This is a genomic window from Bradyrhizobium sp. KB893862 SZCCT0404 (assembly GCF_018130885.1).
Taxonomy (GTDB): Bacteria; Pseudomonadota; Alphaproteobacteria; order Rhizobiales; family Xanthobacteraceae; genus Bradyrhizobium; species Bradyrhizobium stylosanthis.
The window spans coordinates 80,869-95,260 of sequence record NZ_JAFCLT010000013.1; the positions used below are offsets into that span (position 1 = coordinate 80,869).

Annotated in this window: 12 protein-coding genes; 5 read left to right on the top strand and 7 right to left on the bottom strand. The window is 65.7% G+C overall.

Annotated features, from left to right (window positions below; genetic code table 11):
- Nucleotides 1–27: 27 nt before the first annotated feature.
- Nucleotides 28–732, top strand: coding sequence for a hypothetical protein (locus JQ617_RS35280; RefSeq protein ID WP_349630672.1), 705 nt, complete (start codon nt 28–30; stop codon nt 730–732).
- Here the strand turns inward: JQ617_RS35280 and JQ617_RS35285 are convergent.
- The 6 genes from JQ617_RS35285 to JQ617_RS35310 all read right to left on the bottom strand — a co-directional run bounded on the left by JQ617_RS35285 (nt 689) and on the right by JQ617_RS35310 (nt 8,727).
- Nucleotides 689–1,975 carry an efflux RND transporter periplasmic adaptor subunit gene (locus JQ617_RS35285; RefSeq protein WP_212030398.1) on the bottom strand — a complete coding sequence of 429 codons (1,287 nt, stop codon included), beginning with the start codon at nt 1,973–1,975 and terminating at the stop codon, nt 689–691. The genes JQ617_RS35280 and JQ617_RS35285 overlap by 44 nt on opposite strands.
- Complete coding sequence (locus JQ617_RS35290; protein WP_212030399.1) at nt 1,972–5,154, bottom strand: efflux RND transporter permease subunit; 3,183 nt, start codon at nt 5,152–5,154, stop codon at nt 1,972–1,974. The genes JQ617_RS35285 and JQ617_RS35290 overlap by 4 nt, the downstream gene beginning before the upstream one ends.
- A gap of 64 nt (nt 5,155–5,218) precedes the next feature.
- On the bottom strand, nt 5,219–6,205 hold the full coding sequence (gene rpoH, locus JQ617_RS35295) for an RNA polymerase sigma factor RpoH (protein WP_212030400.1): 987 nt from the start codon (nt 6,203–6,205) through the stop codon (nt 5,219–5,221).
- Nucleotides 6,206–6,352: 147 nt separating this feature from the next.
- Nucleotides 6,353–7,777 (bottom strand): sensor histidine kinase, encoded by a 1,425-nt coding sequence (locus JQ617_RS35300; RefSeq protein WP_212030401.1) that lies wholly within the window; start codon nt 7,775–7,777, stop codon nt 6,353–6,355.
- A gap of 18 nt (nt 7,778–7,795) precedes the next feature.
- Entirely contained in the window at nt 7,796–8,473 is a 678-nt protein-coding gene (locus JQ617_RS35305) for a response regulator transcription factor (protein ID WP_063690280.1), read from the bottom strand.
- 74 nt (nt 8,474–8,547) lie between these two features.
- The gene (locus JQ617_RS35310; protein ID WP_212030402.1) at nt 8,548–8,727 is read right to left on the bottom strand and encodes a hypothetical protein; all 180 of its coding nucleotides are present in this window, start codon (nt 8,725–8,727) and stop codon (nt 8,548–8,550) included.
- Nucleotides 8,728–8,958: 231 nt separating this feature from the next.
- Here JQ617_RS35310 and JQ617_RS35315 point away from each other — a divergent pair, with 231 nt between their 5' ends.
- Together JQ617_RS35315 and JQ617_RS35320 are read left to right on the top strand one after the other, a co-directional pair.
- Complete coding sequence (locus JQ617_RS35315; RefSeq protein WP_145665392.1) at nt 8,959–9,204, top strand: hypothetical protein; 246 nt, start codon at nt 8,959–8,961, stop codon at nt 9,202–9,204.
- 272 nt (nt 9,205–9,476) lie between these two features.
- Entirely contained in the window at nt 9,477–9,866 is a 390-nt protein-coding gene (locus JQ617_RS35320; protein WP_212030403.1) for a hypothetical protein, read from the top strand.
- A 1,606-nt stretch (nt 9,867–11,472) separates the two neighbouring features.
- Here the strand turns inward: JQ617_RS35320 and JQ617_RS35325 are convergent.
- Entirely contained in the window at nt 11,473–12,360 is an 888-nt protein-coding gene (locus JQ617_RS35325) for a LysR family transcriptional regulator (protein WP_212030404.1), read from the bottom strand.
- Nucleotides 12,361–12,508: 148 nt separating this feature from the next.
- On the opposite strand from JQ617_RS35325, the gene JQ617_RS35330 reads away from it, so the two are divergent.
- Nucleotides 12,509–12,901 carry a tautomerase family protein gene (locus JQ617_RS35330; RefSeq protein ID WP_212030405.1) on the top strand — a complete coding sequence of 131 codons (393 nt, stop codon included), beginning with the start codon at nt 12,509–12,511 and terminating at the stop codon, nt 12,899–12,901.
- A 960-nt stretch (nt 12,902–13,861) separates the two neighbouring features.
- A complete protein-coding gene (locus tag JQ617_RS35335) occupies nt 13,862–14,221 on the top strand; it encodes a hypothetical protein (RefSeq protein ID WP_212030406.1) in 360 nt (119 codons plus the stop codon).
- Nucleotides 14,222–14,392: the final 171 nt, after the last annotated feature.

The window sequence follows — 14,392 nt, forward strand, 5'->3', positions numbered from 1 at the left end:
GGCGGCAAGACCGGCGACACGCCGGGCGTGGACGCCGCGCCTGTTGCGTTGGCCGGCATCACTGTCGCAGGCGACGCCAGGTTCATCGTCACGCTTTCCGCGCAGGCCGACGTGTTGGGGGTCGGCGCGACCGCGGCGTTCGGATCGATGCCGGTGCCCCCGACATCGGTGATGACCTGCGGAATCGTACCGAGCGAGGACGCGGCCGGCACGTCCGCGATCGAGAGCGGCAAGGTTGCAGCGCTCGGCGCCACGCCGCCCGGCGTTGAACTGCACGCCGTGGTCGCCGCCGTCCCGGCCGGCGCAGCCGCGGGAACGGTCCCGATCGAGCTGGTGTTCTGCCCGATCGGCGGCGTGATCGGGGACACACTTCCTGAAGCTGGCGATCCCATGCTCGATACGATCGGGGTCGCCGGCACCGGCGTCGGAGACGTCAATGGCGGCGCGCAGACGACGACCGTACCCGGCGTCGTCGGATTGAGGGCGAGCGGAACAGGCGCCAGCGTGGTATCGGGCGCCCCCGGCACAGTCGTTGCGGAAAACGGTCCCGGGCTGTTGAGCGGCGACGTGACGATCGCACCCGGCACGGTCGGAAGATCCATCGCCGTGCTGCCCGTCGTCGCCACCTGTGCTTCACTTGCAGAGCAGCCGAGCAACAGGGCAGCGAACGCCGCACACGCGATCCGGATCATGTCTGGCTCCCCGGGCCCGCATCCTGCTTGCGGATGGTGACCTTACTCCCCTCGACCAGATTGACCGGCGGATTGAGCACGACCTGGTCGCCGGGCTGCACACCCTCACGAACCTCGATCGACGTACCGAAATCCCGCGCGATCGAGACTTGCTGCAAATGAACGGTACCGTTGCGCACGACGTCGACATGAAGGCCATGCTGGTTGAAGACCAGCGCATCGGCCGGAACCGAAACCGACGGCGTCTTGCGCGGGATCGACAGCTCGACCGTGCAGTAGATGCCGGGATTCAGGAGGCCGTCAGGATTGGGGACGTCGATCTCGGTCAGCAGCGTCCGGCTTCCCGGCTGCAGCGCGGTGGCGATGCGCGTGACCTTCCCTGGAAAGGTCCGGCCCGGGATCTCGGGAACGCGAATGTCGGCATCCACGCCCGGCGCAACGCCGAAGGCCTCGTCCTGCGGCACGAAGACCTGCGTCCGGATCACGTTCGAATGCATCAGCGTGAACATGAAGGTCGATCCGGCCGAGACCAGGCTGCCATTGTCCACGTTTCGTTGCGTGATCACGCCGTCGAATGGCGCCACCACGCGCTGGTAGGCCTTCTCCTGCTGAAGCACGCGGATCTGCGCTTCCTGCGCCGTGATGTTCGACTGCGCCACGTTCACGGCCGCCTGCTGGGCGCGCAGGGTGAGGCGATCGTTGTCGCCCTGCTGGGCCGTCAGCCAACCCTGCTTGACCAGATTGCTGTCCCGCGAATTGGTGACGTCGGCAAGCTCCCTGCTCGCCTGTGCCTGCTGCAACGCGGCTTGGTTCTGCGCCAGCGTCGCCTGCGCCTGCGCGATCTGCTGGTCGAGCTCGGGCGCGGTGATGTCCGCGAGCAGATCGCCTTTCTTCACGCGATCGCCGATGTCGACATAACGCTTCTCGATGTAGCCGCTGGCCCGCGCGAAGATGTTCGCCGCCTCGAATGCCGTCGTGGTCGCCGGCAGGGTCACCTTGATGATGTCGCTGCTGGGGTGGACCGTCGCCACCCGGACCTCCGGAATGGCGGTCCTGATCTCTTCCGCCGTTGCGGCCAGATCGCGGGCAGCCTGATAGTGCCGCCAGACGCCGATGCCGAGCCCGCCGGCCAGGATCAGGAGCACGGCGCCGCCGAGCCAGGCGCCGCCATGCCGGCGCCGCGGCCGCGCGTTCTTGCCGGGCAGCTCGACGATGCGGCAGCTTTCCGCATCGGGCGGGTCGCTCACGCCGTCGCTGTTGGTCCGCACGCGAACATCGCTCATTCCGGTTGCTCCTCGAATACGCCGTGGTGAGCCTTGCCGTCATTGCCCTTGCGCAGCCAGGCGAACAGGTAAGGCACGATCAGCAATGTCGTCGGCGTCGCGAACAGCAGCCCGCCGATGACGGCGCGGGCGAGCGCCGCGTTCTGCTCCTCGCCCGGGCCTCCGATCGCCATCGGGATCATGCCCACGATCATCGCGGCAGCCGTCATCAGCACGGGACGGATGCGCGTGCGGCCTGCGTTCAGCGCAGCCTCGAAGGCGGACTGTCCCTTCAGCTGCGCCTCGCGTGCGAAAGTCACGAGCAGGATGGAATTCGCCGACGCGACACCCACCGCCATGATCGCGCCCATCAGTGAAGGCACGTTCAGCGTCGTCCCGGTGATGAACAGCATCGTCACGATGCCGCAGAAGGTCGCCGGCAACGCCATGATGACGACGAAGGGGTCGCCGAAGTTCTGGTAGTTCACGACCATCAGCATGTAGACCAGGATGGCGGCAAACAGCAGCCCGATCCCGAGGTCGCGGAACGATTGATGCATGCTCTGGATCTGTCCCAGGACCTGGATCGAATTGCCCGGCTGCAGCTGCTTCTGAAGCGTCGAGGTCACCTTCTCGATATCGGCTGCGACGCTGCCGAGATCGCGCCCCTGAACGCTCGCATAGACGTCATATACCGGCTGGACATTGGCCTGGTTCAGATTGGTCGGCACCGTCCCGCGCTTGAAGGTCGCGACATTGCTGAGCAGGCCGGGCACCGTCTGTCCGCTTGCGGCCAGCGAAGCCGACACCGGCGTGTTCCCCAGCGCATTGAGCGAGTTGGCGCGGTACTCGGGCGTCTGCACGGCCAGATAATAGGGGATGCCCGACGTCGGATCGGTCCAGAAGTTCGGCGAGACCTGGGCTGACGAGCTGAGGCTGACATTGATGTTGGTCGCGACCGTGCTGGCATTGAGTCCGAGTTGCGCGGCACGGGTGCGGTCGATGTCGGCATAGAAGGCCGGCGCGTCGACCTCCTGCTGGAGATGCGCATCGACAACCCCTGGAATGGCCGCCAGTCTCGTCTGCAGCTCCTTCGCCACCGACAGATTGTTGGTCCCGTAGCCGACGGTCCGGACGTCGATCTGCGCCGGCAGGCCGAAATTCAGGATCTGGGTGACGATATCAGCCGCCTGGAAGTAGAACGTATCCTCGGGGAAGGCCTTCGGCAGGACCTCGCGCAGCTTCTTGACGTAGTCCGCGGTCGGCTTGTGGCCGTCCTTGAGCGAGACGAGGATCGTGCCGTCGTTCACCCCGATCGTCGAACCGTCGGTGAACGCCAGATTGTAGGGGCGCGCGGGCAGTCCGATATTGTCGACGATCAGTCCGCGATCGCGGTCCGGAATGACTTCGCGAATCTTGTCCTCGACCGCCTGGAAGATCGCCTCGGTGCGCTCGATGCGGGTGCCGGCGGGCGCGCGAACATGAAGCTGGATCTCGCCGCCGTCGATCAGGGGATAGAAGTCCCGGCCCACATAGTGGAACATGACGCCGCCAAGAGCCAGCACCAACACGGCCACGACCGGCACGATGCTGCGCCGCCGGAGCAGAAGCACCAGGAGCCCGGAATAGCCATTGCGCAGGCGCTCGAAGGCGCGCTCGAACGCGGCGGAGGCGCGCGAAAACACGCCGGTCGGGGCCCCGCCCTCGCCATGGCGGCGCTCGCTCTTCAGCAACAGGCCGATCGTGATCGGCGTGAGGGTTCGCGACAGCACGTAAGAGGCCAGCATCGCGAACACCACGGCGAGGCCAAGCGGCGTGAACAGATATTTGGCCGGACCTTGCAGGAACACGACGGAGGTGAAGACGCAGCTGATCGCGAGCGTGGAAACCAGCGTCGGCACCGCGATCTCGGCGGCGCCATGCAAGGTCGCCTCCGACAGCGGCATCCCCTCCTCGGTCCAGAGCCGGTGCGTGTTCTCGATCGTCACGGTGGAATCGTCGACCAGGATGCCGACCGCGAGCGCGAGCCCGCCCAGCGTCATGGTGTTGAGGGTCTCGCCGAGGAAATGCAGGACGATAAGCGAGGACAGCATCGCGAGCGGGATCGAGATCAGCACCACGAGCGTCGAGCGCCACGAGCCCAGGAAGACCAGGATCATCAGCGCCGTGAGGCCCGCCGCGATCGCGCCTTCGCGCAGCACGCCGTCGACCGAATGGGTGACGAAGACCGACTGGTCGAACAGCTCGCTGATCTTCAAGCCCGCCGGGGCCGACGCGCGGATCGACGCCAGGGCATGCTTGACGCCGTTGACGACGGCGAGCGTCGAGGCGTTGCCGTTCTTGATCACGCTGAGCAGGACCGCGCGGTGGCCGTCCTCGCGCACGATGTTCTGCTGGACCTGCGATCCGTCGCGCACCTGGGCGACATCCTTCAGCTGGATGGTCGCGCCGTTGGCGAACTTGACCGGGATATCGTTGAGATCCTTGATCGTGGCCGGCGTCGCGTTGGTGCGGATGGTGTACTGGGTGTCGCCGATTTTCGCCGTGCCGGTCGGCAGCGTCAGGTTCTGGGTGTTCACGGCATTGACGATGTCGAGCGGCGTCAATCCGCGCGACAGCAGCTTGTTGGGATCGATGTCGACCATGATCTGCCGGTACTTGCCGCCCGCGGGCGTCGGCAGCGTCACGCCCGGAACGGGAGCCAACTGCTGCCGGATCCGGTAGATGCCGAAATCGTACAATTGCTGCTCGTTCAGCTTGTTGGACTCGAGGCTGAGCTGCAGCACCGGCACGCTCGAGGCATTGAACTGCACGATGACGGGCGGCTGAATGCCCGGCGGCATCAGCGCGCGGATGGCGTTCGTTGCCGAGACGATCTGCGAGATCGCAAGATCGAGATTGACGTCCGGCTGGAAGTAGATCTTCTGCACCGACAGGCCGTTGAGCGTCTGCGCCTCGATGTTCTTGATGCCGCTGACATTGGCGCTGATCGAGTACTGGCTGTACGTGCTGACGCGCTGCTCCATCTCCGGCGTCGAGAGGCCGGTATAGCTCCAGATCACCGTGACGACGGGGATGCGAATCTCGGGAAAGATGTCCGTGGGCATCGACCAGACCGCGATGCCGCCGAGAAACATGATCAGCGCCGCGAGCACATAGAACGTGTGCGGAAAGCGGAGCGCGAAGCGGACAATTCCCATGACGACGATTGCCTGAAGCAGGTTGCGCGAGATCTCTGGTCAGGTGGCGGTGATGCGCGGGCGTTCAACTGAAAACGAGTTCAGCATCGCTGCGAGCCGGCTGCTCGCCTCGCAACGGCGGCGAGAGGCGCCGCTGTTCATCGGAAGCAATCGCGCGCTCCTGCGTGGCCCGGATGGCGGCCCTGCGGACCTTTGCGAAGGCGCGGATCTCGATCTGCCGGACGCGCTCGCTCGAGATCGAAAGTTCGCGGGCGAGCTGGTCGAGTGTCGGCGGGTGCTCCGCGAGCCGCCTTGCCTCCAGCACGCGCCGCTCGCGCCCCGTGAGGACCTTGAGTGCGGCGCGCAGGGCACCGCTCCGGCGTTCGGTCTGGTCCTGATCGGCAAGGACGGTTTCGGCGTCGCTGGACTCGTCCACGAGCAGCGCCTCCCACTCGGCGCCCTGCTCGTCGCCGCCGACCCGCGCGTTCAGCGACAGGTCGCCGCGCAGGCGGCAATCCATCTCGAGCACATCACGTGTGGAGACTTCGAGCCTGACGGCAATCGCCTCGGCCGTCTCGGGCGTCAGCGCCGCCGCCGCGCCGCCGGCGGTCTTTCTCATCTCGCCGCGGAGCCGGAAAAACAGCTTCTTCTGGGCCGCTGTGGTGCCGATCCGGACCAGCGACCAGGAGCGCAGGATGTATTCGTGAATGGCGGCCTTGATCCACCAGGTTGCATAGGTCGAGAACCGCGAATTGTGGCCGGGCTCGAACCGCGAGGCGGCGATCACGAGCCCGAGATTGGCCTCGGCCATGAGATCGGCGAACGGCAGGCCGTATCCCCTGTAGCTGCGCGCGACCTTGGCGGCGAGGCGGAGATGGCTCGTGACCAGCGTGTTCGCGGCCTCGCCGTCGCGCGTCTCCTGCCAGCGGCGCGCAAGCTGCTGCTCCTGCTCGCGCTCGAGCATGTCGTAGCGGCCGATGATCGAGGAATATGCACTCACGGCACCGACAGCCGTCCGGCTGGCCGGCACGGCGATATCGGTCCTGGTCACACTTGCGTGGCGCGTTGACATCTCTTGCTCCCACATTCGAACCGGCGAACGGAGCGTAAGAGGCCTCCGAGTGACGGCGCCAGTAAATTGCACTTAACAAGCCTGAAATAGCTTTCAGAGATCGCGGCCTTATTTCCGCTTCGCACGCAGCGCGCGCGCCGCTCGCGGTCACAGCGGCGCGAGGGATTCGTGACGCTCGCGCGCGGGATCGGATGGCGCAGCGTCGCACGAGGCCGATCGCGCGGAGGCGAGGATCTCCACGCGCCCGCCGGGCCCGGGGCAGATGGTCAGGCGGAAGCCATGCAGCTTGACGATGGCGGCGACGAGGCTCAGCCCCAGTCCCACGCCCGGCGTGTTGCGCATCTTGTCGGAGCGATAGAAGCGCCGAAGCACCGCCTCGCGCTCGCTCTCGCCGATGCCGGGCCCGGTATCGCTCACGCGCACGCGCACGGCCTTGCCGTCCGACATCAGCTCGAGCGTCACCCGTCCGCCGCGCGGGGTGAACTTGACGGCGTTGTCGACGAGATTGGCGATCGCCTCGAACAGCAGGTCGCGGTCGCCCCTGACCTCCGCCGTGCGGTCGATGGCGACGCGCAGCGCGACGTCCTTGTCCTCGGCGATCGGCTCATAGACGTCGCACACCTGCCGCAGGATCTCGTCGAGCGCGACGTCGCCGAAACCGGCGGTGCGGCTGCTGCTCTCGATTTCGGCGAGGCGCAGCAGTGCTGTGATGATCGCGAGCGCCTGGTCGATACCGCCGATGGCCTTGTCCGCGACCTCCTGAAGGTCCTCCAGCGTGGCCGCGTGCGTGCGCCCGCGCTCCAGCGCCAGGCGAACCCGCGTCAGCGGCGTCCTGAGATCGTGGGCGATGTCGTTGCCGACACCGGCCAGCGCATTGATCGTGGTCTCCATCTCGTCGAGCATGCCGTTGACGATGCCGGCGAGCCGCGCGAACGGATCGTCGGCATCGCTCTGCGGCAATCGCTCGCGCAGATCCCCGGCGACAATGCGCTGAACGCGCTGGTTCACCTGCTCGACGCGCCGCTCCGCGCGGATGCTGAGCCAGGCTCCGGCCAGCAGGCAGAGGCAGAATGCCGGCAGCAGGCCGAGCAGCAGCGCCTGGCCGACGACGGTGGATATCTCGCGCGTCTCGTCGACATGCCTGCCCATCACGAGGATATGGCCGTCGCCGAGCCGCCTCGCCGCGGCCTTGACGATCGCCTCGTGAACCGCGGACGGCGCGATCCGGGCGAGCCGCACGCTCCGCACCGGCCCGCCTGGATCGAGCTGCGGCGGCAAGCGCGCGATGTTGCCGGCGAGCCGGGCGCCCGCGGCATCGAACAGGCCGGCATATTGCACGCCCCGGGAATCCTGCTTGAGGTGATCGGAGATCGCGTCATTGAGGCGGCCGGGCGGCAGCTCGGCCAGGAAGTTGAGCTGCGTTGCGATCATGCGGTCGGACCGCATGATCAGATAATCGTCGATCTTCCAGTAGATGAAGGCGAACAGGCCGGCGACGAACAGCGCCAGCGTGGCCGCCACCGCGGCGGTCCACAGGAACGTGTTCGAACGAATGAACTCGATCTGGCGCATCGGTCCGCCGGGCTTTGTTCAGCGAACGCGCAGGATGAATCCCGAGCCGCGAACGTTGTGGATGAGCTGGGTCTCGCCGGGACCGTCGACCTTGTGGCGGAGGCGGCCCATGTGCACGTCGATGAGATTGGTGGTCGCCGGCACGAATTTGTAGTTCCAGACCTCTTCGAGCAGCATCGCGCGCGTCAGCAGCTGGTCGCTCCGGCGCATCATGTATTCGAGCAGGCGGAATTCGCGCGGCAAGAGGTCGATCTCGCGCTCGCCGCGCCGCGCGGTGCGCTCGATCAGGTCGAGCTCCAGCGGCCCGGCCTGCAGCGTGGTCTCGCGGCTGTCGAACGGACGTCGCAGCAGCGCCTCGACCCGCGCGACGAGCTCGACCAGCGCGAACGGTTTTGTGAGATAGTCGTCGCCGCCGACGCGCAAGCCGCGCACCCGGTCATCGACCGCGCCGAGCGCGCTCAGCACCAGCACCGGCGTCCTGACCTGGTCCTTGCGCAGGGCCTCGATGACGGTGAGCCCGTCCATGCCGGGCAGCATGCGATCGACGATCAGGGCATCGGGCGAGGACTCGCGCGCGCGGTCGAGGCCGCCGATGCCGTCGGGCGCCCATCGCACCTCGAAGCCGCGCTCGGTGAGCTCGGACACGATCGCGTCCGCGGTCTCGGTATCGTCCTCGATCAGGAGAATGCGCGTCATGGTGCTGGTCCCACGTGCTGCGAGACGTTGGGGCCGACGGCGCGACATGGGGTCACTGGTCCGCGACGACATGTTCAACGCCCGTCCGGACCGAACATGCGGGGCAGCACCGCCATACGACGCGCCGCCGGCTCACCACCGAGATAGTCCCGCGGCGAATCGATCACCATTAAATAGCGTGTCAGTGAATCCATGCGCGCGGCCACGGCCGGCGACGGCGCGCGGGAAATCGAATGGGCTGTCGCCGGGGTCATCTCTCATCTCCGTGCAGCAGGACGCCCTCGCATATATGCCCCGGGACACGCCGCCGTTACGCGCCGGCCTCGCATGCGTTGCCTGATTGCACGATCGTGCTTGCCGGCAACGCCGGCATCACGCGCCGTTGAAGGCGGGTGAGCGTTTCGTGCGTTTTGTTCCTGCAGGGTCGTCCGCACCTGTCGAGCAGGCCGGCCTGGACTGGCTGCTGTCACACAAGGAGAATTCCAATGACCACTCTCAAGGTGTTGTCGACCGGACTGATCGCTGTCGCCATGCTCGGGGGACCCGTCATGGCGCGCACCAGCCATGCCGTTACGCATTCGTCCGCCATGCAGGCCGAACCGGCCGCATCCGAGGGCTTCGGCTATCAGGGCGAGCGCGCCTGCGTTCCGGCCCCGCGTGTCGGCGCGTTCGCGACGGCGCCGTGGACCGGCAACAACGTCCCCTGCGAGCCGGGCACCGGCAGCTTCTGATCCCGGCGACGTCGCGGCCGTTACCTCACCCGGCCGCTGCAATTGAAATGATGCAGGCGGGCCCGTTTGTACGGGCCCGCTTGCGTTTGGGGACGTGCATCGGCGCGCGGCCGGATCATGTCGCCGATGCGCCGGGCCCTCGCGCCTGACATCGAATTCAGTGGGAGTGATGCGCGCGCTTCCTATCTGTTTTCACGATAGGGCTTGCCGGCGGCACGACACGCAAGCGAACGCATCGGCCGCCGCGCATCCGGACACGAAAGGAGTCCCTCATGAAACGAGCATTGATCATTCTGGCGACAGCGGCGCTGGCTTCCACACTGGCTGTCGGAACGGCCGAGGCGCATGGCGGCGGTGGCGGTGGCCACGGCGGCGGCTTCGGCGGTGGCGGCCATATGGGCTTTGGCGGCGGCGGGCATTTCGGCGGCATGGGCCATGCCGGCGGGTTCGGCGGCGCGCACTTCGGCGGCGGCCATTTCGGCGGCGAGCACTTTGGTGGCGAGCATCTCGGGTTCGGCGGTCATGTCGGAGGCCTGCGCCAGCACGCGTTTCACAGCTTCGGCCACCACCACGCCGGATATGGATTCTACGGCGCCTATCCGGATTGCTACGACTGGTACGCCTATCATCCCTACCAGCCGCTGCCGCTGAGCTGCAGCTAGACGAGCATGCACGGTGTCGATCGGTCCGGGCCACACAGTCGCCAGGGTCGGCCGATCGCACCGCGCTGGTTCGAATGCGCGGCCGTCGCGATGCATTGCGAGGAAACACGGCTTCGCATTCTCGCGGCTCAATTCGCCCGAGCTTTGCCTGGTCACTCCACCCTCAAAGCCAAGAGGGCGCAGGGAAGGCCGGGTGCTGACCTCGCACCCACGGTCCGCTGCGCGAAAGGTAGCGCAAAAGAACCGCACAGCAGCATACAGGTGGTGCCAATCACTCGGCCTTCCCTGCGCGATGGTCGGACGGCTTATGCCGCGCTCTCCCGGGAGCCGAACTTTCCCTCTGGCCTCCCTCACGCTCACGGAATTCACCGGCGCCGCGCCGGTTGACGCGATCACCGCCTCCGCAAGAGCTTGACCGTAGCAACGACGGCCAGGACCACACGGTTTTGCCGCACGCGCGGCCCGCCATATTCGCCGCAGTCTTCCCAGCCCTGTCGACAGAGCCGGAAACCTGCAGACGAGACGAACCCGTCAGCGCCGTTCGTCCGCGCGATGCCCTGGGCTCACGGAGAGCAATCCGCCCTGCCCTTGACCTCGCGCCCGACGCTGCCGCGTCCACCGCAAGCCCGGCTCGCGAAAACGACGACCACATGATCGCCCCTCAAGGATGAGCCGGGATGGGCGAGATGTACGATATTTCCGAATTTCGGTAAAGTGGAATATTTTTGCGGGGAGGGGTTGACGGGGTGGCGGGTGTTTTGCCCGACGGCCCTGACCGTTTCTTCCCATGCCCGGAAAGGTGACGCAGAGGATAAGCGGCGCGAAAGCCGCATCATTTTCCACTGTGTGTTTCAGATCACAGCAGAATCATGCGCCTTGGCCTACAAAGACAGGGCATGGCCGCAAACAAGGTAACGGCGGTACGCACGAGGCTGCGGAGACCATCAACAGCTACGGACTTTTTCGGAGCCGCCAGGGTGAAGAACCCGGCGGCTTTTTTCCGTTTTGCTGGGACGAGAACGAGCGACGCGCTTTCGGCGGATGCGCGTTGCCCACCGTATCACTCCCCGCGAACTACGGTGACAGCCCGTAGGATGGGTAGAGCGAAGTGAAACCCATCAATACTACCCGATGTGAAGGGTGATGGGTTTCGCAAGTGCTCTACCCATCCTACGGACTGCACCACATCGCTCTCCCCGAGCTACGGTGTCCTCGTAGGATGGGTAGAGCGAAGCGAAACCCATCGATGCACCCGATGTAAAGGGCGATGGGTTTCGCAAGTGCTCTACCCATCCTACGGACTGCACCACATCGCTCTCCCCGAGCTACGGTGTCCTCGTAGGATGGGTAGAGCGAAGCGAAACCCATCTATACTACCCGACGTGAAGCATGATGGGTTTCGCAAGTGCTCTACCCATCCTACGGACTGCACTACATCGCTCTCCCCGAGCTACGATGTCTTCGTAGGATGGGTAGAGCGAAGCGAAACCCATCGATGCACCCGATGTAAAAGGCGATGGGTTTCGCAAGTGCTCTACCCATCCTACGGACTATCCGACGTGAAGAGTGATGGGTTTCGCTTCGCTCTACCCATCCTACGGATTTCCTATCCCAGCTCGAACGCCCCCCGCGCCGCCTTTACCGACGACGCGATGAAGCGGTGCACTTCCTGCACCCTTCGCGTGCCGTGCGTGTCGGGATGTGACGTCAGCCAGTAGCTCCGCACGAAACGCACCTCGGGCAGCAGGCGGCGGAGCTCGGGGTAACGGCTGGCCGCGTAGTCGTGCAGGATGCCGATGCCGTGCCCGGCGCGGACCGCCTCGATCTGCGCGACGATGCTGCCGCATTCGTAGCGGCGGGACATCAGGCGGCCGAGGGCTGCCGCGTAGTCGAGCGCGCGGCTGTAGGCGAAATCCTCGATGTGGGTGACGAACAGGCGGCCGGCGAGATCGGCCTGCGCCTCGATCGCGCCCTCGCGCTCCAGGTAATCCTGCGAGGCGTAGACGCTGAGGCTGTAGTCGGTGAGCTTGGACAGGATGAGCCGCCCCTGCTTCGGCCGGTCCAGCGTGATCGCGATATCGGCCTCGCGGCGCGACAGCGAGAAGGTGCGCGGCAGCGGTATGAGCTGGATGATCAGGCCGGGATGGCGCGCCGCCAAGGCGCCGAGATGCTCGGCAAGGAAGAAATTGCCAAGACCGTCCGGCGCGCCGACGCGCACCGTGCCGCTGATGGTGTCCGCGCTGCCGCCGATGCTGGCGCCGACTTTCAGAAACTCGCTCTCCGCGCGCTCGGCCGCCTGCACCAGGGACTCGCCGGCGGCGGTCAACGTGCAGCCGGCGGTGTGCCGCTCGAGCAGCTTGGCCTTCAGGCTCTTCTCCAGCGCGGTCACCTGACGCGCCACCGTGGTGTGGTTCAGGCGGAGGTTCTTCGACGCCTTGAGGATCTGCCCGGCGCGGGCGACCTCCAGAAATATCCTCACCCGCTCCCAATCCATCGACGGCACCCTTTCGGAGCACGCTCTCCAGAGCGACATTTCATGCACAATGGAGGCTATTTATCGTTCATTGATGTGCAATTTTATGAGCCATAGATCAAGCGGGTCAAGCCTTCAGATCGCTCGCAACCAGAGAAAGGACAACCAGATGCCGCTGCTCCGATTCAACATGTTCGAAGGTCGCACCGATGCCGAGATCAAGACGCTGCTCGACGCGGCGCATGCCGCTGTCGTCGCCGCGTTCCACGTGCCCGAGGGCGACCGCTACCAGCTCGTCTCGGAATATCGTCCCGGCCGGATGATCGCCCTCGATACCGGTCTCGGCATCGCGCGCACCGACAAGGTCGTGCTGGTCGAGGTCCGCTCCCGCACCAGACGCGAGGACGAGAAGCTGCGGTTCTACGAGCTGCTGTGCCGGAAGCTGAAGGACGCCTGCAATCTCGACAGCTCGGATATCATCGTGTCCTTTGTCGAGAACGGCGATGCCGACTGGTCGTTCGGCCTTGGCCGCGCGCAATTCGTGACGGGCGAACTCGCGTGAGGCTGCGCGCAAATTGGACCGCTCGGCGCAATTGAGCGTGCGGTTGGCGATGGCGACACCGTTGTCGCGCGCCGAAATCAACCGCCGCCCAGCCTCGAAGGGTCATTGGGCGACGGCGGGTCGTCGTGATCGGTCCGAAAGCCCCCTGGCGCGGACGGGTCGCGATAGATCCTTTCCCCTCCCGGCGCGATGTAGACCGGGCTCGCGGCCGCGTTGGCCGAGCCCGCAAAGGCGCGCGGATCGACGTGGCGTCCTCTTTGGGCCGGGTTCGCCGAAGCCCCGAGAGCGAGCAAGAGCGATAGTGCAACAATGGAGCGCATTGGTTCTTCTCCGATCACAAGCGACCGGTCAGGTTTGCGCGGCCCGGGTCCTGGCAGGCTGCGCCGATTGGCGGTCGCGTTCCCGGTCGAGCTATGAACGGGCCTCGCGCTCCGCGATCCCCAGGTTTCGTGTTCGCACGACCGCTTGGCCGGACGGTCTTCCATTTCGGCAAGCGCATTCAAATCTAGGCAGTACCATTCACGAGCGCATTCGGCGGGGACGCTCATCGTCGTGCCAACGTCCACGCCGCCAGGGAGCCAGCACGATGCCAAGACTAGCGCTTCTCCTCGCATCGCTCGCAATGAATGCGATATCGCTTCCGGCTCTCGCCTCGGATTGCGTCTCGACATCGGACATCGCAGCATCACGCGCGCACTGGGCAACCGTCCGCAATCACCCGGCAGGCGCCTCCGAAAACGAGAAAGCCTGCCGCGCATTCGCTGCTTCTTTCTATGAATCCGTGACGACGCGCCAGGCAGCCGCGGGCTGCATTCGAAGCAACGACCGCCTGCGCGACCTTGCCGCGCTCGATTCCGAAATTGAGGCGTTCAATACCGCAATCGCCAGCAGATGCGGCGGCTGAGAGCGGCGGCAATGGCTGGAAAATATCGACCCCGCTCGAGCTTTGAGGAGATGAGCATGAAGATCGTCAGCCTGAGTGCCATCGCCATCGGCAGCATGATCGCTCTGGCGCCGCCGGCGCAAGCCCGATCGCCCTACGATGGCTGGTGGGATCTCGTCTTCGTCACGCAGGCTGGAGGATGCGACGCATCCTATAATTTTACGGTCAACGTCGCGAATGGCGTGGTGACCCACCCTAACCTCGTCAGGTTCAGGGGCTACGTTGCGAAGTCCGGAGCAGTTCGCGCCTCCGTCACCGTCCAGGACAAATACGCGTCCGGCTCCGGCCGATTGCTCGGCACGACCGGCCGGGGAAAGTGGAGCGGCTATTCCGGCTCGTCGCGTTGCTCCGGGTATTGGACTGCCCAGCGGAACTGATCGTCCAAGCCCAGGCCTTCACTCCGTCAGGCCGCCGCACGGGCGACAAAACAGATCAGCGATCATCCCGCGACGACATCCCCAGGCTCGCCTTTGGTTGCAAAAGCGAGACGTCGCCGCCGCGAGCTTCCGCGCGAATTTGCTCTACCGAGATCATCACATGGAGAGTTC

Bases quoted from the DNA above. Each gene is read 5' to 3' on its own strand.
- JQ617_RS35310 (WP_212030402.1), bottom strand. From the start codon at position 8,727: ATGACCCCGGCGACAGCCCATTCGATTTCCCGCGCGCCGTCGCCGGCC.
- JQ617_RS35285 (WP_212030398.1), bottom strand. From the start codon at position 1,975: ATGAGCGATGTTCGCGTGCGGACCAACAGCGACGGCGTGAGCGACCCG.
- JQ617_RS35315 (WP_145665392.1), top strand. From the start codon at position 8,959: ATGACCACTCTCAAGGTGTTGTCGACCGGACTGATCGCTGTCGCCATG.
- JQ617_RS35325 (WP_212030404.1), bottom strand. From the start codon at position 12,360: ATGGATTGGGAGCGGGTGAGGATATTTCTGGAGGTCGCCCGCGCCGGG.
- JQ617_RS35305 (WP_063690280.1), bottom strand. From the start codon at position 8,473: ATGACGCGCATTCTCCTGATCGAGGACGATACCGAGACCGCGGACGCG.
- JQ617_RS35320 (WP_212030403.1), top strand. From the start codon at position 9,477: ATGAAACGAGCATTGATCATTCTGGCGACAGCGGCGCTGGCTTCCACA.
- JQ617_RS35335 (WP_212030406.1), top strand. From the start codon at position 13,862: ATGAAGATCGTCAGCCTGAGTGCCATCGCCATCGGCAGCATGATCGCT.
- JQ617_RS35290 (WP_212030399.1), bottom strand. From the start codon at position 5,154: ATGGGAATTGTCCGCTTCGCGCTCCGCTTTCCGCACACGTTCTATGTG.
- JQ617_RS35300 (WP_212030401.1), bottom strand. From the start codon at position 7,777: ATGCGCCAGATCGAGTTCATTCGTTCGAACACGTTCCTGTGGACCGCC.
- rpoH (WP_212030400.1), bottom strand. From the start codon at position 6,205: ATGTCAACGCGCCACGCAAGTGTGACCAGGACCGATATCGCCGTGCCG.
- JQ617_RS35330 (WP_212030405.1), top strand. From the start codon at position 12,509: ATGCCGCTGCTCCGATTCAACATGTTCGAAGGTCGCACCGATGCCGAG.